Source organism: Paenibacillus sp. 203, assembly GCF_037027525.1.
In the GTDB taxonomy this organism is placed as follows: Bacteria; Bacillota; Bacilli; order Paenibacillales; family Paenibacillaceae; genus Paenibacillus; species Paenibacillus polymyxa_B.
The window spans coordinates 131854-157562 of the sequence record NZ_JAXCHD010000005.1; the positions used below are offsets into that span (position 1 = coordinate 131854).

The window sequence follows — 25709 nt, forward strand, 5'->3', positions numbered from 1 at the left end:
TTAAAGTATAGGAGGTAGTAGGATGGCAGAAGAACAAATGATTTTACAGGCCAATTCAGCTGACAAGAAAGGTTACGTTGTTGCAGGAGCAATATTAAAATGTAGCTTTGGTACGCAACCGACGCGACTCAAGCGTCCATTTAGTCATGGAGTGTATATCAAGGATAAAGCGCAGATGAATGTGAGTGACTATTTGCCGGGTGATAATATTTCAGGTTTCGGACGTTGTTTCAGCCTTACTAATCCCGCAGTTTTAAATAGCAATATGGTTGATATTTACGGTGTGAAAAAAGCCCCCTGTATTCCAATGATTACAAAGCCATGGATAGGTGGAAAAAAAGATGTCTTGGTAGAAGGACAGGCTTCGCTAACAGACCAGTGTTCAAACTCATGTTTATACTGTGGGTTCATAAGTATTGAGAACGATGGCCAGAATTTGGATTGAATTTTTAATCCCAATAGATATTTTGCAATTTTTTTAGGTGATGTTGTAAGAGAGGGGGAATATACTCAGTGAGCCAAGTTGAGAAAATATCGAGTTATCAGAGTTTAGAATTTGTCGGTATTTATCCTATACAACATATAGAACAACTGCATATTGAACGAAATTTAAATGATCACGCCTTCCTACGAATTCGGGGGATTTTTCCAGAAGGAGAGCAGGCTCGTTTGATTCAAATGGAGGGTGCCTCCGAGTCTGTAGAAGTGTTTCAAAAAGATGAACTTGGTAAGCGTGTAAGGATATTATTTCATGGAGAAATTACGCATGTGGATTTGAAAACAGTTCGTGATATTTATTATATTGAGATAGAAGCGGTATCACATACGATTCAACTAGATATAAAGCCTATTACCCGATCCTTTCAAGATCAGAATCTAACCTATGATAAGTTACAAAGACAGATTCTTTCCAAGTATGAAGGATCGGATATTATTGATACTGTATCTCAAAATACCAAATTAGGAGAATTTACTCTACAATATAGAGAAACGGATTGGGCTTTTTTAAAACGTATGGCTTCCCGGTTCGGAGGTGTTTTGGTACCAGAAGTTGCTGCTGAAACACCTAAGTTTTGGTTCGGTATACCTGAAGGGAATGTAGGTGAATTAAATGAGGTGGTATACAGCACAAAACGAAGTTTTGCAGCAATAGGAGAAACAGAGGACACGATTGAGACATCAGCCTCATTACATATGACCTGTTATACTGTAGAAAGTGGACAGTATTTCCGACCGGGAGATCACCTGCGGTTTCGAGGCAAAGAGCTTGTTGTAACCCGGATTGTATCCAAAATACGAAGTGGATTACTATTGCATGAATACACATTGGTCCAGAGCGAGGGAATACATCAAAACCTCTATTGTAATGCCCAAATTTGTGGGGCGTCCTTGGAAGGTAAAGTTGTCGAGGTTATGGGAGACCAAGTGCGTGTACATCTGAGCATTGATGAACGACAAGATAAGAGCAAGGCAACGTGGTTTCCTTACGACACAGGATTCTCAGCAGAGGGGCATACCGGATGGTACGTTATGCCTGAGCTAGGTGATACAGTACAATTGCAATTTCCAAATGAACGAGAGTCGGAAGGATTTGTGAAGAGTTCTGTACGGCGTAGTAAGTCATCCACTCCCAAATTGACTGATCCTGACGTCAAGTATTGGGGGACAAACCGAGGTAAGGAACTGAAGCTAAGTCCATCTGAAGTTTTGGTGACGGCGAAGATGAGTAAGGTGTATATCCAACTAGATCAAAATGGAGTGCAAGTTCAAAGTGAAGGTGAACTGTCCATCTACGCTGGAAGGACGTTGACGTTGGATGCAGGTACTAAACTGAGTATGCAGGCTGGGGAGTCTATATATATGCAGGCAGCGAGAAGCAGTTTGATACTTGATGGAGAGACTGATTTTCGCTCATCTCAAGTCAATCTGGATGGAATTATAAAGCGTCCTGTATATGTTGCCGATCTAGCTCCTGTACCAGAACCTCCACTCATGACGGTACAAGCCTATAATGAAATGAAGGCATCTCAGAGCAAGCCTGCTCCTGGGAAAACCGTAGCCAAGATGAACCCGAAGTCGGGGATTTTGGACGGAATACTTAACAAGGTACAAACGTGTCTAAGTGTAGCAGGTATGATTCCCATAGTTGGATCTGTGGCAACGGCTTTAAATACGGGCGTAAACGTATATAAAAAGAATTATACGAAAGCAGGTTTATCGCTACTGGCAAGCGTACCTAAAAATGTTGCTCCTCCTAATCCATTGAATGCCCATTATCTATTGACTAATTCTTTACTAGCTCGTGGGGCTGCGGGGGATAAGAAAGCATTAGATGAATGGGTAAAGAGAGTGAATGCACTACCTAAACCACAAGAGAAAATCTCAGAGTATGAGAAAAGACAAAGGGAGCTAACAGCCACTTACCCTTCAAACCCTACATTGAAATGGATGAAGAAGAATATTCTAGTTCCTGGGGTTGATGGGATTAATTATTTTCTACTAGAAACTACTGCGGGTAAAGCAATTGAGCGTTTCAGTACTTCATCTGCTGCTGCTATTGGCAGTCCCGTAGAGTATGAGGTAGCATCAACGGGAAATGAAACGGTAGATAAAATAGGTGATTTTGCAGGGAACGTTGCGGGGAACTTTTTAACTCCGACTGGATCTGGTATCAAAGGGCAAGGATTTTATTCAGGTACAGTCAAAATTGCAGAAAGCACTTTGGCCACCAAAGCAGGACAAGCTGTTGAAAATAAATTAGCAAACGGTATAGGGAAAGTAATGAATAAAGAGGTATCCCAAAAGATTTCTAACGGGGTTCTTACAGGGAGCATATCTGGTGGATTACAATCTGTTGGCCTTTCTCTGACCCATGATCGCTCAAAGAGTGACGAATTAGCAGAAGCCTTAGTGACAGGGACGACACTTGGAGGGGCGTTTGGTGGAGCTTTTGCTGGATTAGGCCCTTTAGTGAAATCGAACATGGGAAAAGTGTACACATCGGCAAGACAACTCACAAGTAACGGCAAGACTGCTCAAATGCTATCGTTGCTCAAACAAAGAATGAAAGTTCAAGCTTCTCCCAAGATCAATCCAGCTAAAGCTATCTCCAATGAGGTGAAAGTTACTACCAAACCAGCCAGAGTTAGGCCTCGTCTTAGCACAGGCGGAACAGGCAAGTATAAGGTTACTTCTCCCGAGATTAATCAGACGGGATCTATCTCCAAAGGGAAGATTAATATAGCTGCCAAGCCATCCAGTTCAAGTATTAAACTTACAGCTCCCAAAGTGAGCAAACCACAGGAGATGCCGCTTGAAACTAAGGGGACGGGGAAAGTTGAAACTCATGATCCAATTCATAATCCCGAGAGTTGGATTAATTCGTTAAGCGAAGCTGAAATTAATGCGTTAATAAAATATAAAGGCAATGATATTTATAAGGAGTTAAATAGAGGGCTTCGGTACGACAGTTTGAATGAAAATCTTAAAAAATATGTACCATTATTAGATTCAGCAATAGTCAAAGGTATATTGTCAGAAGACATGATATTATACCGAGGTTTTAGTAGTAGAGAAATAGGGGATAATTGGAATAGGATTATGGAAATTCAATCCTTTAAGTATTCTGATGACGCTTTTGTCTCTACAAGTACAAATCCAGGTGTAGCAGAGATGTTTGCTATGGCTCACGATGATGGAATTTTTGCTATAATTAAAGTTAAAAAGGGTACTTCTGTAGCTAATATTGGGGCTCTTGATGACATCGAAAGTGAAATATTACTTGGACGGGGACATAGCTTTAAGATTACAAAAGCTTGGGAGGAAGACGGGATGAAAAATATTGAATTGGAGCTCGATAACTAATGGTACCAGAGTCAAAAGATAACAAAAAATTGACTATGACTCAACGATGGGAACTTGATGAAGATATTCAAGTAAGTAGTGTTTCGCAGTGTTTTTATTGTACTAGTTTTAAAGGCAATGACAGTTGTTTAGCGTTTCCACAAGGGATTCCTAGGGAAATTATAAATAATTTAGTCCTTCATAGATCAAAATATTTAAATGATAATGGTATAAGCTTTTCTCCAATTGAGGAAAGATACAGAACAACTAAATTTAAGCCTCTGAGTAGTAAAGGGAATACAGTAATACCTAATACAGTATTAGATGGTTTGATGGGGGTGTGTGTCGGAGATGCATTAGGACTACCGGCGGAATTTAGTTCAAGAGCTAGTTTGAAAAAATCCCCTATTTTTGATATGATTGGTTACGGAACTCATGAACAACCAGCAGGAACTTGGTCTGATGATAGCTCTTTGACTTTCTGCCTAGGAGATAGTCTATGTAATGGTTATTATATTACTGATATTGCTGATAAAATGAAAAAATGGTATGAACAATCATATTGGACTCCGCATGGTGAAGTGTTTGATATTGGAAGAACTACATCAGAATCTGTAAAAAAATTAATTGAAGGTAGGCATCCTTCAGAGACTGGTGGTAAGCAAGTTAATGATAACGGTAATGGATCATTAATGAGAATTCTCCCGTTATCATTTTATTTACAACATGTTGGGGATGAAGAATATAAGTATCAAGTTATTCATGATGTATCAAAGATTACACATGCTCATCCTAGATCAATTTTAGCATGCTCAATATATGTTGAATATGCTTTATTACTTTTAAAAGGGCTCTCCCTTCAAGAAGCTTTTAATATTATGAGGAACAACATTTTGAATTTCTTTTACAAGAAAGAACCTTTTTCCCTTGAACTTGAATTTTTTAAAAGGATACTTATAGAAAACTTAATGGAGCTTGATGAAGAAGAAATAAATTCCTCAGGGTATGTTATTGACACATTAGAAGCAAGCTTTTGGTGTTTGTTAACAACAAATGATTATAAAAGCGCTGTATTAAAGGCTGTGAATTTAGGTAATGACACTGATACTACTGCTGCGGTAACTGGTGGTTTGGCTGGTATATATTATGGAATTCAGCAAATTCCCATTCAATGGATTAACAAGATAGCAAAACGAGAGATGATTATTGAGTTAGCAAATAAAATGAATAATATATTTAAATGTATTTAAAGGAAAAAATAATATGTATTAATTTTTAGTGTAAATTAAGAGATGATATTGAATATAATAAAAATCCTTGTGAGAATGGTCGTCAATACCTAACTTTGCTGACATTAAGAGAATAGCCCTTCAGCAATAAGCTAGCCGTGGTTACTTAACGGGCGTCAGTTTCTTTACTTGATCCTTGCTAAATTTTTTAGTATCGTAAAAATACTGATGGATAGCGTAAGTTATACATTATGAGTACATCTTGATTTCAAGAAAATGTTAATTTGTTTGTCATTTAGTAGTATTAAGAAGTTTGTGTAAATTTAATTGCATGAAACAATAAGTTTGTCCAACATATACAATAATCCAATCACTTAAAACCTGAATAATAGGCTTGGTAACTTTCAAAGGCTTATTCCAACTTGAACAAAGAGGAGGAATGAGTCTTTTTGCATGTTCAAAATCACAAAAAGAAAATAACAAATCAGGTACTAGAAGTAAAAGAAACATTGGGGTTAATCGCTCAAGCCCAAACAGAGTATGAAGCGATTATAGGGCAGTTAGTGCGGTTGCTACGACGGTGGAAATAACAACACTGAAACAGACATGTTAAATAGACGATGAGAATAGATATGTATGCCCCCGATAGTAAAAAGGGCATCACGAAGATTCTGACTAAGGAGGTGGAGACGGGAAAGAGGTCCATTGTATGGTTCTGTGGGCAAGGACAAGCTGGAAAGTGCGCCTCTCAAGGACCGAAAGCTCAAGATGAGACTAGGATTTTTTTAGGAAAGTTTGTTATGCGTCCAGAAGCATTTGCAAAGCCTTTAAGCAACGTGTTGAACGAAGGCTGGTAGTTGGCCGAATGCAGGTGATTATGCGCTTCCACTGGGGATAATGCTGAAATACAAATTGCACTGTATAAGCTAACCGATTAAAATGTGGTCTTTTTTGGCTCGTTTCTCAGTCCCGGTGGCTGATTACATAGACTCCACTCAGTGCCGAATAAATAGATTTACCCTAGATTCACCAACATTAATTGTTTTACCTATAGGAAGTTTTCATGAAATAAGATGCAGGTACAGAATGTCTGGAAAAAGTTCTATTAAACGCAATAGCCTTACATAAGGTGTGTTAATTAATATCCAGATACCACCATGATTGATCTGTTTTTCTACGTTTACCGACGCCAACCATGTGCACAATGCACCTCAAAATGAGCGGGGATGAAGGGATTAAGCAGTGCAGATTCAGTAAACATGACGCAAAACATAATCTCAGGCAGCCTGAGAAGCACGAGCTGGATACGCAACTTGAGCACAACAATATGAACAGATGATCATGGTGACGTTAGACCCGTGAATCATCTGTTTTTCGTTTATTTTATCCTTTGTAATACTTTCGGTACACCGCGGGCGTTGTGCCTTCATACTTTTTGAATATTTTAATGAAATACCCCGGCTCATTGAAGCCGAGCTCGCTACTGATCTGGGATACCGGAATATCTGTAGCTTCGAGCAACTGCTTCGCCCATTTAATCTTCAGGCGGGAAAGATAGCTGGAAAAGTTCTCTCCCGTTTCCTTCGCAAACAGCCGACTAAAATAGCTTGGGCTAATGTGGCATAAGTCAGCCAAGGCTTTCAGAGAAAAAGTTTCACCTTTGTGCTCAAAAATATATTCGAAGGCGGGTTTTAGTACGGGATTTCCGCACGAAATATCCACATCTCCTGAGGAATTCAGATAGGCATCTGCTAAGAAATTATTCATTTCTTTCTTAAGGTTTTCGATATGCTCCAACGAGTAGCCAGGAAGGATCTCGGACAACTGTGGAGTGGACTGTGTGGCCGACGCCTTCTCGAACATTTCTGCGAGAAGATTTTTGTTCATCGCTTCTTCAACAATATAATTACACAATAAGGATAACATGCTGGAGATCGTCTGAATTTCCTGATAGGTCATGGACGGCAGATCGGCGTAGTCGTTCTTAAGTTCTTCCCATTTGGAACTGTACAGTTTTTCATTTTTTGAGGTGAGGATTTGCTCGAGATGTAAGGCGCTCGAAGGATCGGCTAAGCGGACCTGACCTGCCATGACGGCGCCGATGTACTTATCGTCGATAATGATCGGTACCGCGATGTCGATGATATCATAATGACAGAGATAAATATAAGGTTTGTTGGAACGCACCGCTTCAAGTCCACCGCGAGAGTCACATTTTTGGCAGTAGGGAAGGAGATTCTCATCTTGGCGAACCTTCTTGCAAAACGATTGGCATTGGCTGTGGCTAGTTACGGGATTCCCTTTATAATCGACGGTGAGAATGGCTAATTTGGTAACGGATGCTAATGAATCTTGCAACTGCTCCCACTTTTTCAAATCAAAGATTTTCTGGATGCTCAAATGTTCACGTATCAAGATTCTCATCCCTTATAGGTAAATTATTCTGTAAGCAATAACAAAAAAGTACAATTCGTGATCTTCAGTGCAAAAAAATACGATTGTAAATTATAATATATTCCTTGATTCCTCCAATGTAAAGTTTACATGGTTCGGTTATAGTCTTAATCAGAACGAAGCCAACACAATCATAAGGAGGAATTATAGATGAGAAAAGCTTTTATCAGCCCAAGCAAATATGTACAAGGTGAAAACGAATTGTTGAATTTGGGTTACTATGTGAGCACCTTCGGCAAATCCGCTTTACTGATTGCGCATCCTGACGATGTGGCGCGGGTAAAAGATAAGCTTGATTCCACTTTGGGTAAATATAACGTAACCTTTATTGAAAGCGGTTTTATGGGTGAGTGTTCCAGACAGGAAGTGTCCAGACTTCAGGAAATTGCTACTGCAAACGGATGCGATTGTATCGTAGGTCTCGGCGGTGGAAAAGCGATCGACGCGGCGAAATGCGTGGCTCAAGGGGAAGCGCTAATCATCTGTCCGACGATTGCTGCGACGGATGCACCGACAAGCCACTCGGCCGTTCTTTACACCCCAGAAGGCGCTTTCGACGATTACGCCTATTTTAAGCAAAGTCCGAGTGTCGTATTAGTCGACACCACCGTTATCGCTAATGCACCAACCCGATTCCTTGTATCAGGTATGGGTGATGCACTGTCAACTTACTTTGAAGCCCGTGCGACTTCTCGTTCTTACTCCAGGGTCAATGCCGGACTGCCTAACGGAGTGCGCGAAGGACAGTGTGCGCCAGCAGTAGGTACGAATGCGGCGACTGCACTTGCAACGCTATGCTATGAAATGCTGTTGAAAGATGGTGCCAAAGCAAAAGCGGCATGTGATGAAAACCAAGTTACGCAAGCACTCGAAAATATCATTGAAACTAATATTTTACTCTCAGGCCTCGGCTTCGAAAGCGGCGGACTTGCGGCGGCCCATGCAATTCATGATGGACTCACGATTTTGGAAGGCACGCATCATTATTATCATGGAGAGAAAGTTGCATTCGGCACGATCGCACAGCTGGTGCTCGAAAACGCACCCACGGAAGAATTACATCAGGTCCTTGATTTCTGTTTAGCCGTCGGTTTACCGGTCTGCTTGGCTGATATCGGCGTCGATCATATCAGCCAGGAAGAACTCATGGAAGTAGCTGCAAAGGCTTGCATTCTGGAGGAATCGATTCATTCCATGCCGTTTCCGGTCACAGTGGAGCAGGTTGCAGCGGCAATCGCTGCGGCCGACCGTATCGGGAGCCAGTACAAAGCGGAGGTAAAGTAGCATGAAAAAGGTCATCAACCGTGCGGAAAATTTGGTCCTTGAGATGTGCAGTGGTATTGCGCTTGCGCATCCCGAATTGGAATTTCTGCCAAAATACAAAGTGCTCAAGAAAAAGGAATTGAACGCGGAGAAAGTAACGCTCATCAGCGGCGGTGGCAGCGGGCATGAGCCCGCCCACGCCGGCTTCGTTGGCAAAGGGATGCTCGATGCCGCGGTCTGCGGTGATGTCTTCGCCTCTCCTTCACAAATTCAAGTATATCAGGCCATCCGAGCAACAACTGGGAAAAAAGGTGCGCTGCTGATTATTAAAAATTACAGCGGCGATATTATGAACTTTAGAAACGCCGCCCATTTGGCCACTGAAGACGGTCTGGAAGTGGACTATGTAAAGGTTGAGGACGACATCGCTGTAGAAGACAGCCTATATACAGTCGGACGGCGCGGGGTGGCGGGAACGGTACTCGTCCATAAGATCGCGGGTGCAGCGGCGGAAGAGGGCCGGAGTCTGGCGGAAGTTAAAGCAGTGGCCGAGAAAGCTGCTGCGAATGTACGCAGTATCGGATTCGCCCTGACTTCGTGTACCGTGCCGGCGAAGGGCACGCCAACAGTAGAGCTCGGGCATGATGAAATCGAGTACGGCGTCGGCATTCACGGCGAGCCTGGGACCAGCCGCGAGAAGCTGACGGATGCGGACACGCTGGCAGGCAGAATGGTAACCGATCTCCTTCGAGACATGCAGATCGAAACTGGCTTCAGCGGAGAAATCGCCCTGTTGATCAATGGTTTCGGCGGTACGCCTCTGCAAGAACTGTACCTTTTCAACCATTCGGTCACTCGCGAACTAGCAGCGAAGGGGATCACGATCGATCGCACTTTTGTCAACAATTATATGACGAGTATCGATATGGCAGGTATCTCGGTTTCCATCATGAAGCTGGACAACGAACTGAAAACGCTCCTCTCCTATGAAAGCAACGCACCTGCGTTCAAGGTGGCTGGACCTGTTGATCATGTCGAATTCATGGATATTTCAACTGTAGCAGACGAAAATCGGCAAGTATCCTTTGAGGTAGAAACGGACCCTGCCTTCGCGGTTATTGAGAACAACAAAGTTACGTTGAACAATCTTATCTACCTAGTCGATAAGATGAGTGAGGTTATCATCAAGAATGAGGTATCTTTCTGCGATCTTGACTCTCATGCAGGTGACGGCGACTTTGGAATGAGCGTTGCTAAGGGATTTCGTCAGCTGAAACGGGAATGGAGAGACATCCTGAATCAAGATTCTTTGACGATGGGAGCCTTTCTTCATTCATGCTCGCTCGTCATCATGGAGTACTGCGGTGGGGCTTCGGGTCCGATCTGGGGCTCAGCATTTCGCGCAGCGGCACGATCTGCGGGCAAACTCACCGAACTCACCGTTTCTGAATTCGCAAATATGATGCAGGCTGCGGTGCAAGGCATACAATCGACAGGCGAACGTTCTTTCGGCAGAGGAGCCGCCGTTGGCGATAAAACGCTTATAGATGCATTAGTGCCATGTGCGGATAGCTGGGCGGAGAGCGCGAAATTAGATTTTGACGTGAAGACAGCCTTTGTAAGAGGTGCTCAAGCCGCTGTATCAGGGGCCAAAAAGACGGAAGACATCGTGGCGCGCATGGGCCGTGCCGGAACGGTAGGAGAGAGAAGCCTTGGTTATCCAGACGCGGGGGCTTATGCGCTTGGAGTGATTTTTACGGAGCTTGCTGAATGTTTGAACTAATTCTATAAATCCAAAATTACTGGCGCGAATACTTCGTTTAGATATCCATTCCTGCCTGTAACACTCGCTAATTCTTAAAAGTTCAAGGTTTGTTCATTGCAATTGATGTGCATTAGGTTTATAATTTCAGACGGATTCAAAGGGCTTATCCCGGAATCCATGGGAGTTCATCCCATCTGAGCTAGCTTACTGCATGCTCAAATATGAATTAAGCGAGGGATTTACAATGAAAACCTGCTGCACCATCCAAGTTGACGAAGACAGTTTAGTTATTGATTTGCCAGAAGAAGGAACCACGCTAGAGTCCCTGCTCGGTGATATTGAGAGCTGTGGAGGTAGTGAAGAACCTTGGCTGCAACTTATTGACAAGGTAATAGGTAACTCATCTGAGACTGTACTGACAGATCAAGCGACGGATGGCGGCGATATGAAGGAAGATCAGACGACCAAAGAACCTCAAGCAACTGCTCAGGGGTAATAGGGAGATCCTACGTTAAGACGAAATTTGTAACATTATTCGATCACATATAAGATCATCTATAAGACTGCTACCGAGCCAAGGCACGGGAAGCAGTCTTTTTTTATCAAACAACTAAAAATTCTCCGAATTTTGCTATCGGTAAATGAGTCTTTTGTCCCTTTAGTATTCTATAGTAGCCAACCAAGCAGAACTCATCCCAAAACCGTGACTTCCTGTTCATTTTCAATCATAGAGTCGAAATGTAACATGAAACTAACTATAATAGTAGTATCATCCATATACAGGTAAGTGACATCGATGTTTGGACCTGATCCTCTTGTTGTATGAAGGAGGGGGCGAAAGAGCGGAGAACAACGTACTGATAAGTCTCATCTACTTTATAAAAAGGAAGGAATGTGTAAATGATGAATGGGCAATGGGTCCTCCCAAGGATCGCAAAAAGAGTAGCGGTGATGCTAACAGCAGTATTGCTATTAACGTTAACGAACGGATTCAACTGGAATACGCAAACAGCGGAGGCTGCCGGGACGACCCCTGTGGAACGTTACGGACAACTTTCAGTAAAGAATGGTAAACTGGTGGATAAAAACGGTAAACCTGTACAACTCAAAGGGATTAGCTCTCACGGTGTCCAATGGTTTGGGGATCTGGTAAATCAGGACTCTATGAAATGGCTACGGGACGATTGGGGCATTTCCGTATTCCGGGTTGCACTGTACACTGAAGAAAATGGTTATATTGCCAACCCTTCTTTGAAAAATAAAGTGAAGGAAGCGATTGAGGCAGCACAGAAACTGGGCTTGTACGTCATTATTGACTGGCACATTCTTTCAGATGGCGATCCGAACATTCATAAAAATGAAGCCAAAGCTTTTTTTAATGAATTTTCGACTCAGTACGGCCATTTGCCTAACGTAATCTATGAACTTGCCAATGAGCCGAATGGGAATGTGAACTGGAACAATCAAATCCGACCTTATGCGTCTGAGGTATCTCAGGTTATTCGAGCTAAGGACCCGGACAATATTATTATTGTAGGAACAGGCACATGGAGTCAGGATGTACATGATGCAGCAGATCATCCACTTCCAGACAAGAATACAATGTATACCGTACATTTCTATGCGGGTACGCATGGACAGTACTTGCGCGATCGGGTCGATTATGCGCTGAACAAAGGCGTGGGCATATTTGCTACCGAGTGGGGTACAAGCGATGCTTCGGGTAACGGTGGTCCGTTCCTGAATGAATCCAAAGTATGGACTGATTTTCTTGCAAGCCGTGGAATCAGCTGGACTAACTGGTCTTTGGCAGATAAAAATGAGACCTCTGCTGCGCTGTTGCCTGGTGCTGACCGTAAGGGCGGATGGCCTGATTCGCAATTGTCGGCTTCCGGCAAATTCGTAAAACAGGCGATTCTGGAAGGCTCCAGCAACAATGGTGGAGGCGGAAACAACGGTGGGGATAACGGCGGAGATGGCAATACTGGCAATACTGGCAATACTGGCGGTGATAACGGTGGTGGCAACAACGGCGGCAATAACGGCAACGGAGGAAGTACACCAGGCAGTAACGATCAAGGGATTGTGCTTCAGTATCGCACTGGTGACACGAACGCCAAGGATAACGCAATCCGTCCTGAATTTAATATCAAAAACACAGGAAAAACAGCTGTAAAGCTGAGTGATCTAAAAATTCGCTACTATTACACAGATGAAAGCAAACAAGCTCAACAGTTTTTTGTGGACTGGGCTAGGATTGGCACTGAAAAGGTAAAAGCAACTTTTGTAACATTGCCGAATCCAAAGTCCAAGGCTGATAAATATGTGGAGATTTCTTTCACAGATGGAGCGGGAACGATTCAGCCTGGCGAGGAAAGTGGAGAAATTCAACCCCGGATTCATGCTGCAAATTGGAGCAATTTTGATGAGACCAACGATTACTCCTATGGTGCTACCCAAACAGCATTCGCAGACTGGGACCATGGCACTGTATATCAGCAGGGTAAGCTGGTTTGGGGTATAGAACCTTAGAATTTAACCGTTACTAACTTTATCGAAACGAGTAAAGATATGGGACTTTAGGGTGCAATCTTTCTAAGCTTTGGAGTATAAAGCATACGTCTTTGGTATATGGATACTGGAACTTTAGGAGTGGACGACCCACCCTTTAGTGTCGGTTTATATACTACCAAAGTACCATATGATATTCGACTTTTGTGGTGCTTGAATTACTTCCATAGTGCAGAGGGGTTGGTTCCAATGAACCCTTCTCTACGACAAACCCCCGCTGTTGCCATCATAGGCAGGCGGGGGTTTTAATGTTTCAGAAGCTCAGCCTCCGTTCAATTGCGTCTATACCAAAGCAAAAGCTTTGGCCAGCAGACGGTAGGACTGAATACGTTTATCAAAGTCATGAATGGATGAAACGACCAGTAACTCATCGGTACGATACTGCTCAGCCAGTCTTAGCAGTTGTTCTTTACACTGTTCAGGGGTACCAACAACGCGCCAGGCTGCAGACTGACGCAGCCGCTCACGATCCAACTCCGTGTACGGATAGGACATTGCTGTTTTCACCGACGGAAGAGAACTCATTTCTTTACCTTGCATGAGCAAAAGGAAATACAAACTAGCACTGGACGCCAGCTGCTCAGCTTCCTCTTCAGTTTCCGCGCAGGCCACCGTAACTGCCGCCATGGAATGGGGCTTATCACCCAGGATCGAAGGCTGGAATTGCTCGTGGTAACGTGCGGTAGCTTCTACACCACCTGGAGTCCCGAAAAATTGGGCAAAGGCATAGGAGGCACCCATCATCGCGGCCAATCTGGCGCTCTCTCCGCTGGAGCCGAGCAACCATAATTCAGGAACGGTCGATATCATCGGGGAGGCATGAAGACCGGCAAATCGATGATTGTCAGGCACCGAATCATGGAAGTAATCGATTAAATCGAGAATCTGCTGTGGATATTGTTCGACAGATTGATACTTGCCTTCCTGCAGGGCACGAGTAGCCAGGGGTAAACCACCGGGAGCACGCCCTATTCCCAGGTCGATGCGTCCTGGATGGAGCGCCTCCAGCAAGCGGAAGTTTTCGGCGACTTTATACGCGCTATAGTGTGGCAGCATAATACCGCCTGAACCCACACGAATGCGTGATGTGTGAGCAGCCAAATGCGCAATCAGCACCTCAGGGCTGGAGTGCGCTAGTGTTTTGGACGCATGATGTTCGGATACCCAATAACGGCTATATCCCAGTTGATCAGCTTCACGCGCTAAATCTGTTGTATTGGATAATGCATCCTGAGCAGTACCGCCTTCAGGAATATGAGATTGGTCCAATATACCCAATTTAAGCATTTATAATCACCTCTTACACAACTGTATCAGACACAACTCATTAGGTCAAAACTCAAAAATGGATAGGTTGGAGTTTGGGAACCTTTTCGTTATAATAAAGGATGTGTAAAGGATGAGAGAACATCCTTGCTTATGGAGAGGGGATTAAATTTGTGTTAAGAACACCTTTGGGGCGTGTCCGACTCATGCTCTGGATTCAAGCTATAGCTTATTTGGCGATACTATTCACCCACCAGCCCCTGCAAGCTGCGGGCATGACCCAGGCGGTTATGGTGATTGGTAACATATACCGGGTGAGCTTTTTGTTGCTCCTCGTTGCTTTAATCTATGGAAAAACAGCACTGCACTGGTCTATACGGCGGCCTCTTTTTATTATGTTTGCCTCCTTCATCCCGTTTGGTCTGATGATTATGGATTTTGTTTGGGTGCGAAAATGGGCAGGGGATTCGGCAGCAGAACAGCGAGCTGCATCGTAATCTTAGAAGATTTGTTTCGTGTGAGTTGTCGAGGAGTTTGTCGGGCGTAAGCGGGACTGGCCCCGATGCAGTAGAAAAGAACATTACGCAGTTTGATGCGTGGTGTTCTTTTTTTGTGCACCGGAGGAATCATTCTATATATTGTACTTTCGAGCGTTGGAAATCGAATTAAGAAAAATGCTGAACTAAAAATTCTGCCGTTTTGCGTCTTTGAAAGCCTTCAACCCAATGTCCGGTAAACGGATAAATTTCAATCGTTTTCGGTGATTCAATACGGTTATAAGCGGCGAAAATCGTCTCTGGCATACACACCGTATCCTTGAACCCTACCGATACCATGATCGGGGTACGAATGCGATGAGCCAGATTCATCACGTCAAAATAACTTAATGTATGTAGTACCTGCTCCAAATGCTCCGGAAATCGGTTGGCGAATTCAGCTGCTTCCGTCAGGGAACTGGTAGAATTCATCATACCAAAATCCATATGACACATATTGGGGATATCCGCTACCGTAATGGCAGCTTTATCGCTGAGCGCAGCCACCATTAATGAAAGTCCGCCGCCTTGACTGGCGCCACTGATTGCGATTTTAGCCGAATCGACATCCGACTGCTCCGCTACCCAATCTACGGCTCTAAGGGCATCGGTTGTAATCGTTTTGTAGTAGCAGGTATCCTTGTCCAATATTCCTTTCGTTACCCAGCCTTTAACCGTACCATGAGGATCACCCAGACGGTCTCCCGTTTCTCCTCCCTGGCCACGCACATCTACGGCCAATACCGCAAAGCCAAGCATGAGCCAAGAGGAATAATCTTCAGGATAGCCTTTTCCGCCTGTATAGCCATGAAACAGAACGATACACGGCAACTTTTGATCTCCGGCAAATCGGGGGCGTACATACCAGGCATGCAGAGGCGTATCATCGACACCCTCAAAAGTAACTCGGTAAGCAAGAATATGAGGATATGGCGTTTCTACGAGAGTTTTGAACGCATGTACAGGTTTGGCGTGAACTTCTTCCAATGTTTTGGCCCAGAATAAATCTATATCCTTCGGGGCGGTAAGATCGGGCCGATATTGCTTCAATTCGGCAATTCTTTTTTCAATAACATTCATAATTAAAATTCTCCTTCATATAGAATGAACTTCTCCTTAAGATTTACCCGGTAAAGTTGACTCCTCCAGCTCTCTTAGCAGCTCAAATGCTCTTTCATTAGTGCTTCCACACGTATCCTCATCAGCATGGAATCCACTGCATACAACTGGGCGCTCAGGTTTGCCAAACAATCGGCAACGGTAATCGGAAGTTAACTGAGGGCAAGGAACACCAGCTGGTTTTCCATCTGGCATGCCAGGAATAGGGGAAGAAATCGTAATGGCAATACAGCAGGCGGCACATCCTACTCGACACTCCAGTTGGGGTCACTCCTTAATTAATCTGTTATTTTTGTAACTTATGCATGAAGTGACATTAATGAAGCCATAATGTGAGGATGGCACAAAAAAAGCAGGAATACAAGGATAAGCGCATATTAGACACACTTTTCACACAAGGGGTGTATAAATAGTCGTAGAGGCACGTAGGATGGTATCATAGCCCCTAAATCAGTGTTTCGTTCGGTGGTAATATTAACCAATTGTCTTCTGTGTGTTCAAAAGGAGTTCGAGTGGTTAATAATAGAACACAACGATAAAAACTTAAACGAGGTGACGCAAAATGAGTTGGTTATGGGCATTGATTGTTGGTGGTATTATTGGTTGGTTGGCAGGAATTATCGCAGGTCGTGATGTTCCGGGTGGCGTGATAGGTAACATCATCGCTGGTTTTATCGGTGCATGGTTGGGTAGCTTGATTCTGGGAGACTGGGGTCCTGAAATCGGATCGTTCTACATCGTTCCTGCATTAATTGGTGCGATTGTGCTGGTCGTGATTGTAAGCTTGATCTTCCGTTCCGTTGGACGGAGTAGAGGCTAACTTTACGAATCATTGAATAGACTAGCCCTATGGGGCGCAAGGCTAAAATGGAAAAGAAGCTGCTTCCGCAAGGTTCGAAAATGAACCTGTGGGAGCAGCTTTTTTTGAGGAAAATGACGAATTTTTCCTATTGAAACCGCCTGATATGAGGAACACTTAGAACGCCCAGCACGATACACATGCCGATGGTTGCAAACATGCCAATTGTGAACATACCACCAAGCTTATCTGCCACAGCACCTACTGCCAGATAGCCGACAGGGAGCAGGGCAAAGGAAAACATTAGATCCAGACTAGCTACACGTCCAAAAGACTCGGCTGGGACTAATTCCTGGAGGCTTGTCTCCCAGATAATCGCAAATATCATAATGCCAAATCCTTCGAGCATCATGCTCATAATCAGTCCTGGCATCCAGGTGACTACAGACAACAGTAGTAAAGCAAGACCGCTAACAAAAGCTCCTAAGTAAGCGAGTAGACCGCGATGCTTCCAATGCTTGCGTGATCCATACACAAAGGCCCCCAGCATAGCGCCAATGCCGCTACTTGCCATCGCAATGCCGTATACGACTGGATTGTAGCCATGATGAACCTTGAACAGCCACGGAATGAGTACAGCGATAATGCCTGAATAACAAATATTAATGAAGGAAAAGGCGAGAATCGTAATCCATAGCCAAGGATGGCTTTTGAGAATGGTAAAGCCTGTGATAAAATCCTTGAGAAAATGCTGCCTACCCTGATCTTGCTGTTCTGGATCTACCTGACCTTTGCCGATGATGGAGGCCAAATGAGCGCTCAGCATCCAAAAGCAGGCAAAAGATATCAGATAAGCGATAGAATCCAGTCCAAAGCCGACACCAGGTGAGGAAAAAGATACAATGAAGCCTCCTAACGGAGGGCCAAGTAGACGGACGGCTTGTATACTGATCTGACTAAACGCGTTGGCTGCATTGCGTATGTCAGGTGTGAATACCTGTGCACGTAAGGCAGAATAAGCAGGATTAAAGATACCGTCCATCAATCCGTACAAAGCTAGGCCAACGAATAGAACCGGCAATTTCATCCCGCCTGTAAACATCAATACCGCCGCAATGAACATCAGTCCAAACCGGGCGATATTCGTAAACAGAAGGAGACGAATTCGGTCAATTCTATCCACGATCATACCTGCGAAAGGCAGAATAAGTACGTTAGGCAACATATAAACAGTCATCGCCAGTCCCATGATAGTAGTCGAGCCTGTTAGGGAATAGATAACCAGTGGCAAAATGACTGTGGTGACTGAGCTCCCCAACATTGCGATCCAATGTCCAAGCCACAACAAGGTGAACGCTTTGGATTGTTTTAAAGGTGAAGTGAAGGTAGCCCAGGCCGAGTGACTTCCTTCAGGTGATGTAGAGGATAAGGTTGAATTTTGGGTATCCATGATCACACTCCGGTATATTTCTAAACTGCATATTAAAACCTATTATACGAAATCTCTAACGTAAGGGTACAGAAAAAGTTGCTGTGAGGGGAGTTGTAATGAATAGCCTGCCAATGAAAGAGTCAACCTAGAATAACTTCAGGGTGCAAAGATATATAACTTACCTTATGCATAGGGATTATTGGATAAAAGCATTGACGCGTGAAAATGAATGATGTACTATTCAATGACCAGCCGCGTGTTAGGTTATCAAGAAAAAGGGAAAGAGTGTGGATACAATGAAAAAATTTAGTTTTTTGCCGATTGTACTCATCGTGATGGCATTGCTGGTTTCGGCATGCGGTAACAACGATAAAGGCGCCAGTACCAATAATGCATCTACCGGAGATAACGGATCTAATAATGGAAAAGCAGATACCACTGCTACAGCTACTCTTGAATCTGTAAAAGCAAGCGGCAAGCTGAGAATTGGCACGGAAGGCACCTATGCTCCGTTTACCTACCATGATGCTGCAGGGAAACTGACAGGCTTCGATGTCGATATTGCGACTGAAGTGAGCAAACGCCTGGGTGTACAACCGGAGTTTATCGAGACGCAATGGGACGGCATATTCGCAGGGTTGAACTCCAAGCGGTTTGACACGGTGTTCAATGAAGTATCCATTACAGATGAGCGCAAGCAAAAATATGATTTTTCTGATCCGTATATTGTCTCCAAGGCAGTTCTGATCGTAAGCGAAGACAATACAGACATCCAGAAATTTGCTGATCTAAAAGGGAAAAAGGCTGGGCAGTCCCTGACCAGTAACCTGACTCAAATCGCGAAAAGCAACGGCGCAGAAATTGTGGCAACAGAGGGATTCAACCAAGCCATTGACCTCCTGACTTCCAAACGGGTGGATGCGACCGTCAATGATGGATTATCCTATCTTGATCTGAAGAAGCAAAAGCCTGACGCACCAATTAAAAAGGTGGACGAATCTTCAGATGCTTCACACAGCGCAGCTGTATTCAATAAGGGCAGCGAAGATTTGATCAATGAAGTAAACAAAGCGCTGGCTGATATGAAGGCTGACGGTACGTACCTGAAAATTTCCGAGAAATATTTTGGAGCCGACGTATCCAAATAATAAATGAAGACCCAACGTTCGCCAAGTCGAACCGAATCTTCTCAAACCTATCTTTTCAAAGGATGTCTGTACAATGGATGATCGCCAAATACAAATCATTATCGATTCATTATTGCCTCTGCTAAAAGCAGGGGTTTCTTTTACGATTCCGCTCACGCTTATCTCCTTTGCTCTTGGACTCGTGCTGGCGCTGATTACAGCGTTGGCCCGGCTGTCCAAATGGAGAATACTCAAGCTGATTTTCGGCTTCTATGTATGGGTGATTCGAGGAACTCCTTTGCTGGTGCAATTGTATATTATTTTTTATGGTTTACCTTCCGTAGGTATTACACTGGACCCGTTTATTGCTTCAGTGATCGGCTTTACCCTCAGCGTAGGGGCTTATAGCTCTGAAATTATGCGTGCGGCTATCATATCCATTCAGGAAGGCCAATGGGAGGCGGGGTACTCCTTGGGGATGACGCGCTGGCAAGTATTGCGTCGTATCGTGCTTCCGCAAGCATCCCGTGTGTCCGTACCTCCGTTGGCTAATTCATTCATCAGCTTGGTGAAGGATACCTCACTGGCTGCGACCATCACCTATGTGGAAATGTTCAGAACGGCTAACCAGATTGTAGCTACCACATACGAACCGCTATTGGTGTATACCGAGGCGGGAGTTATTTACCTGCTGTTTAGCACCATTTTGACTGTGCTGCAAAATTACCTGGAGAAGCGACTAGGCCGTTTTTCCGTCAGATAAAGGAGATTGTACCGGTGATCCAAATTCGGAATATACACAAATCGTTCGGCTCGCTGGAAGTGCTTAAGGGTGTTGACGTGACGTTGGATAAGGGGAAAGTGCTTGTTATCATCGGTCCTTCCGGCTCTGGTAAAACAACGCTTTTACGCTGCTTGAATTTGCTGGAGGTTCCTGACCAAGGAGAGATCCAAGTAGGGGATATTGCACTGAATTTTGCGAAAGGAACGAAGCTCCGGCAAGAAAACATTTTGGCGCTGCGCAAGCGGACAGGGATGGTATTTCAATCCTACAACCTCTTCCCGCATATGACAGCCGTACAAAATGTGATGGAGGGACAAGTCACGGTTCAGAAAAAGAGCAAGGACGTGGCGCGCAAACGTGCATTGGAGTTGCTTAAAAAAGTGGGGTTGGCTGATAAAGCGGAATCCTATCCGCATCAGTTATCGGGAGGACAGCAGCAACGGGTCGGTATTGCCCGGGCAATGGCGGTCGAACCTGAGGTACTATTGTTCGACGAACCGACTTCTGCGCTTGATCCTGAGTTAGTAGGCGAGGTGCTCAAGGTCATAAAGCAACTGGCTGCTGAAGGGATGACCATGGTTATTGTCACCCATGAAATGAAATTTGCAGCCGAGGTGGCGGACCATGTGATTTTGATGGATCAGGGTGTAATCGTTGAGCAGGGTACGCCGCATGAGGTCCTGGAGCAGCCGACCAGTTCGCGGGCTATTCAGTTTTTGAATCGTCTAAGCGGGGAAGCAGAATAAAGGGAATTTGAGTGTTTGTTAAATATAAGCGATTAGACTGAATAAAAAGGCAGCTACAGGCGGGCATTGAAAAATAAGCCCCGCACCCGTAGCTGCCTTTTACTCATCATTTGTCCTCTTTTATTTCATTTTTAATGTAAGCAAAAAAGTACCCAATAGGATACAACAGCCTGCTATGAATGGTGCGAACATATTTGTATCAAATAAAAATCCCGCTAGAGTGGGGCCGACAATATTCCCGACACTCATATAGGCATTATTCATACCAGCTACATATCCTTGCTCATTCCCTGCCATCTTCGATAATTGTGTATTAAGAGCTGGACGAAGCATAGCGGTAGCAAAGAAAATAAGGGAAGTGAGAAGGAAGATACTCCAAAAATCTATGGCGAAGAGAAACAAAATATAAGCAGCTGAGGTGAAAAGAAGCGAACCTTTGATCACCCTTTGTTCACCAAACTTATTAATTATTTTAGCAACAACTAGTGCCTGCATACCTACTCCGATCACAGCACCTGCGGTTAGAATAATTGAAATATCTTGCGGCGAGAATTGGAAGCGGTTCGTTACATATAAACCAAGAACAGATTCAAAATTAGCGAGTCCAAAGGTCATCACCAGAACAAGTACAAAGAGCATCGCATACTTTGACCTTAACGATCTCACATATTGTTTGTACATAGATTCCTTCCGAGAAATTCTTGCCCGAGCTGCCTTCATTTGTTCTTTCGTCAAACTTTCAGGTAAACAAATCATTGAAAAAATAACTGCAATAATAGCCGCACCCGTTGCTATATACAGCGGCACTCTCGTTCCATATCCTGCAAGAAGACCACCAAGTCCAGGACCGATGACAAATCCGAATGACATGGCTGCGGCTAGCAGGCTATTTCCTTTGGCGCGTTCTTCGGTTGTTGTAATATCCGCCACATATGCCATCATGGGCGGAATAATCAGGGCTGCTGCCATTCCTTCCAGAAGTCTTGAGGTATACAGCATCCATAACTCATCACCGATAGCAAAGATAAATTTAGCTACAGCAAAAACAATGCCACCTACGACAATGAATGCTTTTCTCCCATATCGATCAGACAGCTGTCCAGTCATTGGAGAGAGCAGGAATTGTGTCACTCCATAGGCTGCTACCAATAAACCGATCGCCCGCCCACTGGCACCAAATTCAGTGATCAATTCTGGCAGGATGGGGGTAATTAAACCAACGCCCACCATAACGATGAAGATATTAATCATTAGGATTCCAAGTATTCTTTTCATGCAAAAAACCTCCTGATCCATTGGTTTCTGGATAGGAGGTAGACGTATGAACAAGAAGATACACTGCTCCCGTCAAAGAAGCAAGGCGCTTATTGTTAATACCCAAAGCCTACACTAATCCTATCCAGAAAATTCGTAAGATTACGATTTTTTCTTTGGTGGGATAGGATTAGTAGATCATTGGCTTAAGGTCACCCTTTCGATACTTTATTGTTTATCAACATAACATAAATTTCTTTATAAGGCAATGAAAGGATGAATCAGAAGAACCCAACACGTCCTTCGGCCACGTTTTTTAACCAGTCCTGCTTACGGCTCTTATCGAGCTCGCCTCGCATACCTTTAATAATCAGCTCAATATCGGCTTTTCCCTGCTCATGCCACTCCAGAGCAGTGCTGACATACAGTTCTCCGAGCTGTGCCAGCGAAAACCCGTCAGTCATGGCTGCCGCCTTCTGTGTACCTGTTTCCCCTGCAAAAACAAGGAAGTTGCGCAGCTTGAGATATGCCAGTCGCAGCGCTTCGTCAGGCAGACTGATTTCATAGGCCCGATCGAAACGCCCTGCCCGGTTCATCAGACCCGGGTCGATTTTTTCGGGATAATTGGTCGTTCCGATCAGGAAGATGCCCTCCTTGGATGTAGCACCGTCGAGGGTATTCAGGAAAAAGGAACGCACCTCCTGAGGCATGGAATCAATGTCCTCAATCACTAGCACCATCGGAGCCAGGCGAGTAGCCGCCTCGAACACCTCTTTGACCGATTCACTGGTTGTATACTCCGTAATTTGCCAGTAGGCTGCCGGACCCGGTACACTGCTGGCAATAGATTTTACAAGTGTTGTTTTACCGTTGCCCGGATGGCCATATAGCAAAATACCACGCTTATAAGGAATGTTATAAGTCTGATAGAAGGTACGATCCGCTTCAAAAAACTGATCAAGTGATCGGAAAATATCCCGTTTGATTTCCGCTTTCAAAATCACGTCATCCCGCGTAATTGCGCGGGTTATCGGCTCTGCCTGCCGAGAAAGTCCACGGCTTGTGTCGGTAAAAACGGTGACACGCTTCATATTCTGCTTACGTTCACGACCGCGTACTCCCGCGAGGAAGCCTTGCAGCTCCTGGTCGCCTATCGCAAATACGTAATCTTCATTGTACACGCCATTCTCACGGAAAAAGGGAACTCGCGCCAGCGCGATGCCCCACTTGGGGTAGGCGAATACATTATTACGCATCGACAGATGCACGCCGTATTCAGGAGTCGGTCCGTCATCGTCATACTGGATGGTGCGTTCCTCCAAACGATCGAAGACTCGTGCCACATGCTCCAGATCGGGACTGCCTGAACGAATGTCCTCCTCCAGCAGATCCCAATACTCAATATTGGGATCATCGCTGGCATACAGCACGTATTTTACGCCGTAGCGGTTATAGAGTGCTTCACTGATACCGTCAATCAGACGAGCATAAGCGGCATAACCGGTAATGCGTCCATCTGTACGTTCATCAAATTCGTAGATAGCTGGGATGTCTATACTCAAATTATTTGGCTCCTTTCAGGGCGGCCAGCGGCTTGCATTTGGCTACAACTGCTGCGAGTCCTGCCCCGGTGACACTTTCGATAATATCATCTACATTTTTGTAGGCCTGTGGAGACTCGTCGATAATGCTTTCCAGTGATGCCTGATTGACCACAATTTCATCGTCTGTCCCTACACCCAGGGCCCCTGCAAAATCGTCCACACTGACGAGTCGTTTGGTCGCAGAACGCGAGCGAATCCTGCCTGCTCCATGGCAAATGGAGTGGAAGTTATCCTGACCGCCCGGTAAACCTACCATAATATAAGAGGCTGTCCCCATAGAGCCGGGGATCAGGGCTGGATGCCCTGTCGCCTGATAAGGCCGCGGATTGTCAGGGTGTCCTGCTGGAAGAGCACGCGTAGCACCTTTACGATGCACAAACACGCTGCCGTGATCCGGATGGGATTCCTCCCAAGCATAATTGTGCATTAGATCGTACAAAGTACGCAACTCGCACTTTGTACCAAAGACATCGCGGAAGGCTTCACGCACGGAGTATGCGATGAGATGTCGGTTCACCACAGCATAATTCAGCGCCGAATACATCATATCGACATAATGTGCAGCCTCGGGGTGATCCAGCGGTGCGAATACTAGTCTTGGGTCGGAGGTACCGAGCCCGAGACGGCTCATTGCCTTGGCAATGGCAGATGAACTGGCCTGGCTGACTGCTCCACCCCAAGCCCGTGATCCCGAATGAATCATCACAGCCACCTGACCGTCGAACATACCCCAAGCTTCAGCTGTTTCGCGGTTTTCCTCCGCGATTTCAATCGCCTGAATTTCGACGAAGTGATTGCCTCCACCCAGCGTGCCAAGCTGTCGGTGAGCCCGATGCCACGTACGATCTTCGACAAGATTCAGCACCTCCTCGTCAAAGGAGAACTTACTGTGCTCTACATGGGTGAGTGAGGTGGATTTCTTAGGAGTGTAGCTGTCCGGAATATATTTGTTGGGTAAGCCGTGCAGACCCTTGCGTACAATATGCTCCAGTCGGATATCCGAATAATGCCCGCGCTGGTGGGCTTCCATGGGCAAGTATTTGTCAATGGTTTTGACCAGCTTACGGCGCAGCTTGGTTTCCTTCAAAGCATCCTTGTGCAGATTGGTCAGGTGTACGCGCATGCCGCAGCCAATATCACTGCCAACGATGGAGGGAGATACATAGCCGTCCTCCATTCCCCATACAGCAGTCGTACCGATGCAGGTTCCGACGCCTACATGTACATCTGGTGTGTATCCCATATAGCGGATGCCCGGAATTTGTAAATTGTTGTTAGCCATCTCGAACACCTTGTAATCTAGTGAGGAGAAAAGTTGCTGAGAAGCATATACGGTCAGATCACCTGCCGGAAGCTTCATCAGATGGCTGTATGGTCCTTCATGCAAGGACGAGTCGGTTGTATGTTGTATATTCATATAAATGGGTAGTTCCCTTCTTCAAGTAAATTCATAAATACTTGCATAAAAGATTAAAAAACAAAAAAAACCGCAGACTTGTCGTCTACGGCTTCCTGCACCGAAAGTGTCATTACATTTTATGATCAACACATCATAAATACGTAAAATAACCTGTTCTTCCAATAGCATAAAAAAATAAAAAAGCCTGGCTAATCACGCCGTCAGACAGCGTGATATCACCCATCATGTCGCCCGAACGGGGCCGATGAGACGAAAACTCAAATATGTGGTTGTATCATGCTGTCTGTCTGTCGTTATCATGTAAAGCTCAGTCATGTCTGTCGGCCCCCTTTTCTTAAAGTTAACTGCTATATTAATGGAAACCTGTGGAAGCTGTCAACCCTGAAAGGTAGAAGTGTGGGAAAATGTGACTTTACTCACGGTGAAGTGTGAGTAACATCATAGTTCAATTGGCCCAAAGCTGTTATTGTACTAAATATTCAAATATTCAGATATTG

General features: G+C 44.7%; 20 protein-coding genes. 12 read left to right on the forward strand and 8 right to left on the reverse strand.

Annotation, left to right across the window (positions count from 1 at the left end; all coding sequences use genetic code 11):
- Positions 1-22: 22 nt before the first annotated feature.
- The 3 genes from WA407_RS13000 to WA407_RS13010 all read left to right on the forward strand — a co-directional run bounded on the left by WA407_RS13000 (position 23) and on the right by WA407_RS13010 (position 5093).
- Entirely contained in the window at positions 23-445 is a 423-nt protein-coding gene (locus WA407_RS13000) for a DUF4280 domain-containing protein (RefSeq protein ID WP_010347323.1), read from the forward strand.
- A gap of 68 nt (positions 446-513) precedes the next feature.
- The gene (locus WA407_RS13005) at positions 514-3864 is read left to right on the forward strand and encodes an ADP-ribosyltransferase (protein ID WP_336077499.1); all 3351 of its coding nucleotides are present in this window, start codon (positions 514-516) and stop codon (positions 3862-3864) included.
- Positions 3864-5093 (forward strand): ADP-ribosylglycohydrolase family protein, encoded by a 1230-nt coding sequence (locus tag WA407_RS13010; RefSeq protein ID WP_235308915.1) that lies wholly within the window; start codon positions 3864-3866, stop codon positions 5091-5093. The genes WA407_RS13005 and WA407_RS13010 overlap by 1 nt, the downstream gene beginning before the upstream one ends.
- Positions 5094-6455: 1362 nt before the next feature.
- Here the strand turns inward: WA407_RS13010 and WA407_RS13015 are convergent.
- Positions 6456-7487: a PocR ligand-binding domain-containing protein gene (locus WA407_RS13015; RefSeq protein ID WP_235308917.1), complete on the reverse strand. Its 1032-nt coding sequence runs from the start codon at positions 7485-7487 to the stop codon at positions 6456-6458.
- Between the two features lie 189 nt (positions 7488-7676).
- Between WA407_RS13015 and WA407_RS13020 the strand changes: the two genes are divergently transcribed.
- The 4 genes from WA407_RS13020 to WA407_RS13035 all read left to right on the forward strand — a co-directional run bounded on the left by WA407_RS13020 (position 7677) and on the right by WA407_RS13035 (position 13086).
- The gene (locus WA407_RS13020) at positions 7677-8810 is read left to right on the forward strand and encodes a glycerol dehydrogenase (protein ID WP_336077500.1); all 1134 of its coding nucleotides are present in this window, start codon (positions 7677-7679) and stop codon (positions 8808-8810) included.
- A 1-nt stretch (position 8811) separates the two neighbouring features.
- Positions 8812-10572, forward strand: a complete 1761-nt coding sequence (gene dhaK / locus WA407_RS13025; RefSeq protein ID WP_336077501.1) for a dihydroxyacetone kinase subunit DhaK — start codon at positions 8812-8814, stop codon at positions 10570-10572.
- Positions 10573-10798: 226 nt separating this feature from the next.
- Positions 10799-11050, forward strand: coding sequence for a hypothetical protein (locus WA407_RS13030; RefSeq protein WP_025723818.1), 252 nt, complete (start codon positions 10799-10801; stop codon positions 11048-11050).
- Between the two features lie 404 nt (positions 11051-11454).
- Positions 11455-13086 carry a cellulase family glycosylhydrolase gene (locus WA407_RS13035; protein WP_336077503.1) on the forward strand — a complete coding sequence of 544 codons (1632 nt, stop codon included), beginning with the start codon at positions 11455-11457 and terminating at the stop codon, positions 13084-13086.
- Between the two features lie 321 nt (positions 13087-13407).
- Here WA407_RS13035 and WA407_RS13040 read toward each other — a convergent pair whose 3' ends face one another.
- Positions 13408-14412, reverse strand: a complete 1005-nt coding sequence (locus tag WA407_RS13040; RefSeq protein ID WP_235308923.1) for an LLM class flavin-dependent oxidoreductase — start codon at positions 14410-14412, stop codon at positions 13408-13410.
- A gap of 152 nt (positions 14413-14564) precedes the next feature.
- Between WA407_RS13040 and WA407_RS13045 the strand changes: the two genes are divergently transcribed.
- The gene (locus WA407_RS13045) at positions 14565-14888 is read left to right on the forward strand and encodes a DUF3817 domain-containing protein (RefSeq protein WP_069290154.1); all 324 of its coding nucleotides are present in this window, start codon (positions 14565-14567) and stop codon (positions 14886-14888) included.
- 168 nt (positions 14889-15056) lie between these two features.
- Here WA407_RS13045 and WA407_RS13050 read toward each other — a convergent pair whose 3' ends face one another.
- The gene (locus tag WA407_RS13050; protein ID WP_235308925.1) at positions 15057-16007 is read right to left on the reverse strand and encodes an acetylxylan esterase; all 951 of its coding nucleotides are present in this window, start codon (positions 16005-16007) and stop codon (positions 15057-15059) included.
- A 36-nt stretch (positions 16008-16043) separates the two neighbouring features.
- Entirely contained in the window at positions 16044-16307 is a 264-nt protein-coding gene (locus WA407_RS13055; protein ID WP_196245371.1) for a YkgJ family cysteine cluster protein, read from the reverse strand.
- 301 nt (positions 16308-16608) lie between these two features.
- On the opposite strand from WA407_RS13055, the gene WA407_RS13060 reads away from it, so the two are divergent.
- Positions 16609-16866: a GlsB/YeaQ/YmgE family stress response membrane protein gene (locus WA407_RS13060; protein WP_025686368.1), complete on the forward strand. Its 258-nt coding sequence runs from the start codon at positions 16609-16611 to the stop codon at positions 16864-16866.
- Between the two features lie 127 nt (positions 16867-16993).
- Here WA407_RS13060 and WA407_RS13065 read toward each other — a convergent pair whose 3' ends face one another.
- A complete protein-coding gene (locus WA407_RS13065) occupies positions 16994-18295 on the reverse strand; it encodes an MFS transporter (protein WP_336077504.1) in 1302 nt (433 codons plus the stop codon).
- Between the two features lie 278 nt (positions 18296-18573).
- On the opposite strand from WA407_RS13065, the gene WA407_RS13070 reads away from it, so the two are divergent.
- The 3 genes from WA407_RS13070 to WA407_RS13080 all read left to right on the forward strand — a co-directional run bounded on the left by WA407_RS13070 (position 18574) and on the right by WA407_RS13080 (position 20934).
- Complete coding sequence (locus WA407_RS13070; protein WP_235308929.1) at positions 18574-19425, forward strand: amino acid ABC transporter substrate-binding protein; 852 nt, start codon at positions 18574-18576, stop codon at positions 19423-19425.
- A 73-nt stretch (positions 19426-19498) separates the two neighbouring features.
- Positions 19499-20167 carry an amino acid ABC transporter permease gene (locus WA407_RS13075; RefSeq protein WP_023989825.1) on the forward strand — a complete coding sequence of 223 codons (669 nt, stop codon included), beginning with the start codon at positions 19499-19501 and terminating at the stop codon, positions 20165-20167.
- Between the two features lie 14 nt (positions 20168-20181).
- On the forward strand, positions 20182-20934 hold the full coding sequence (locus WA407_RS13080) for an amino acid ABC transporter ATP-binding protein (RefSeq protein ID WP_336077505.1): 753 nt from the start codon (positions 20182-20184) through the stop codon (positions 20932-20934).
- A 120-nt stretch (positions 20935-21054) separates the two neighbouring features.
- On the opposite strand, the gene WA407_RS13085 is transcribed toward WA407_RS13080, so the two are convergent.
- The 3 genes from WA407_RS13085 to WA407_RS13095 all read right to left on the reverse strand — a co-directional run bounded on the left by WA407_RS13085 (position 21055) and on the right by WA407_RS13095 (position 25209).
- On the reverse strand, positions 21055-22209 hold the full coding sequence (locus WA407_RS13085) for an MFS transporter (RefSeq protein ID WP_336077506.1): 1155 nt from the start codon (positions 22207-22209) through the stop codon (positions 21055-21057).
- A 260-nt stretch (positions 22210-22469) separates the two neighbouring features.
- Positions 22470-23750, reverse strand: coding sequence for an AAA family ATPase (locus WA407_RS13090; RefSeq protein ID WP_250239969.1), 1281 nt, complete (start codon positions 23748-23750; stop codon positions 22470-22472).
- 1 nt (position 23751) lies between these two features.
- Positions 23752-25209, reverse strand: a complete 1458-nt coding sequence (locus WA407_RS13095; protein WP_336077507.1) for an RtcB family protein — start codon at positions 25207-25209, stop codon at positions 23752-23754.
- Between the last annotated feature and the right edge of the window lie 500 nt (positions 25210-25709).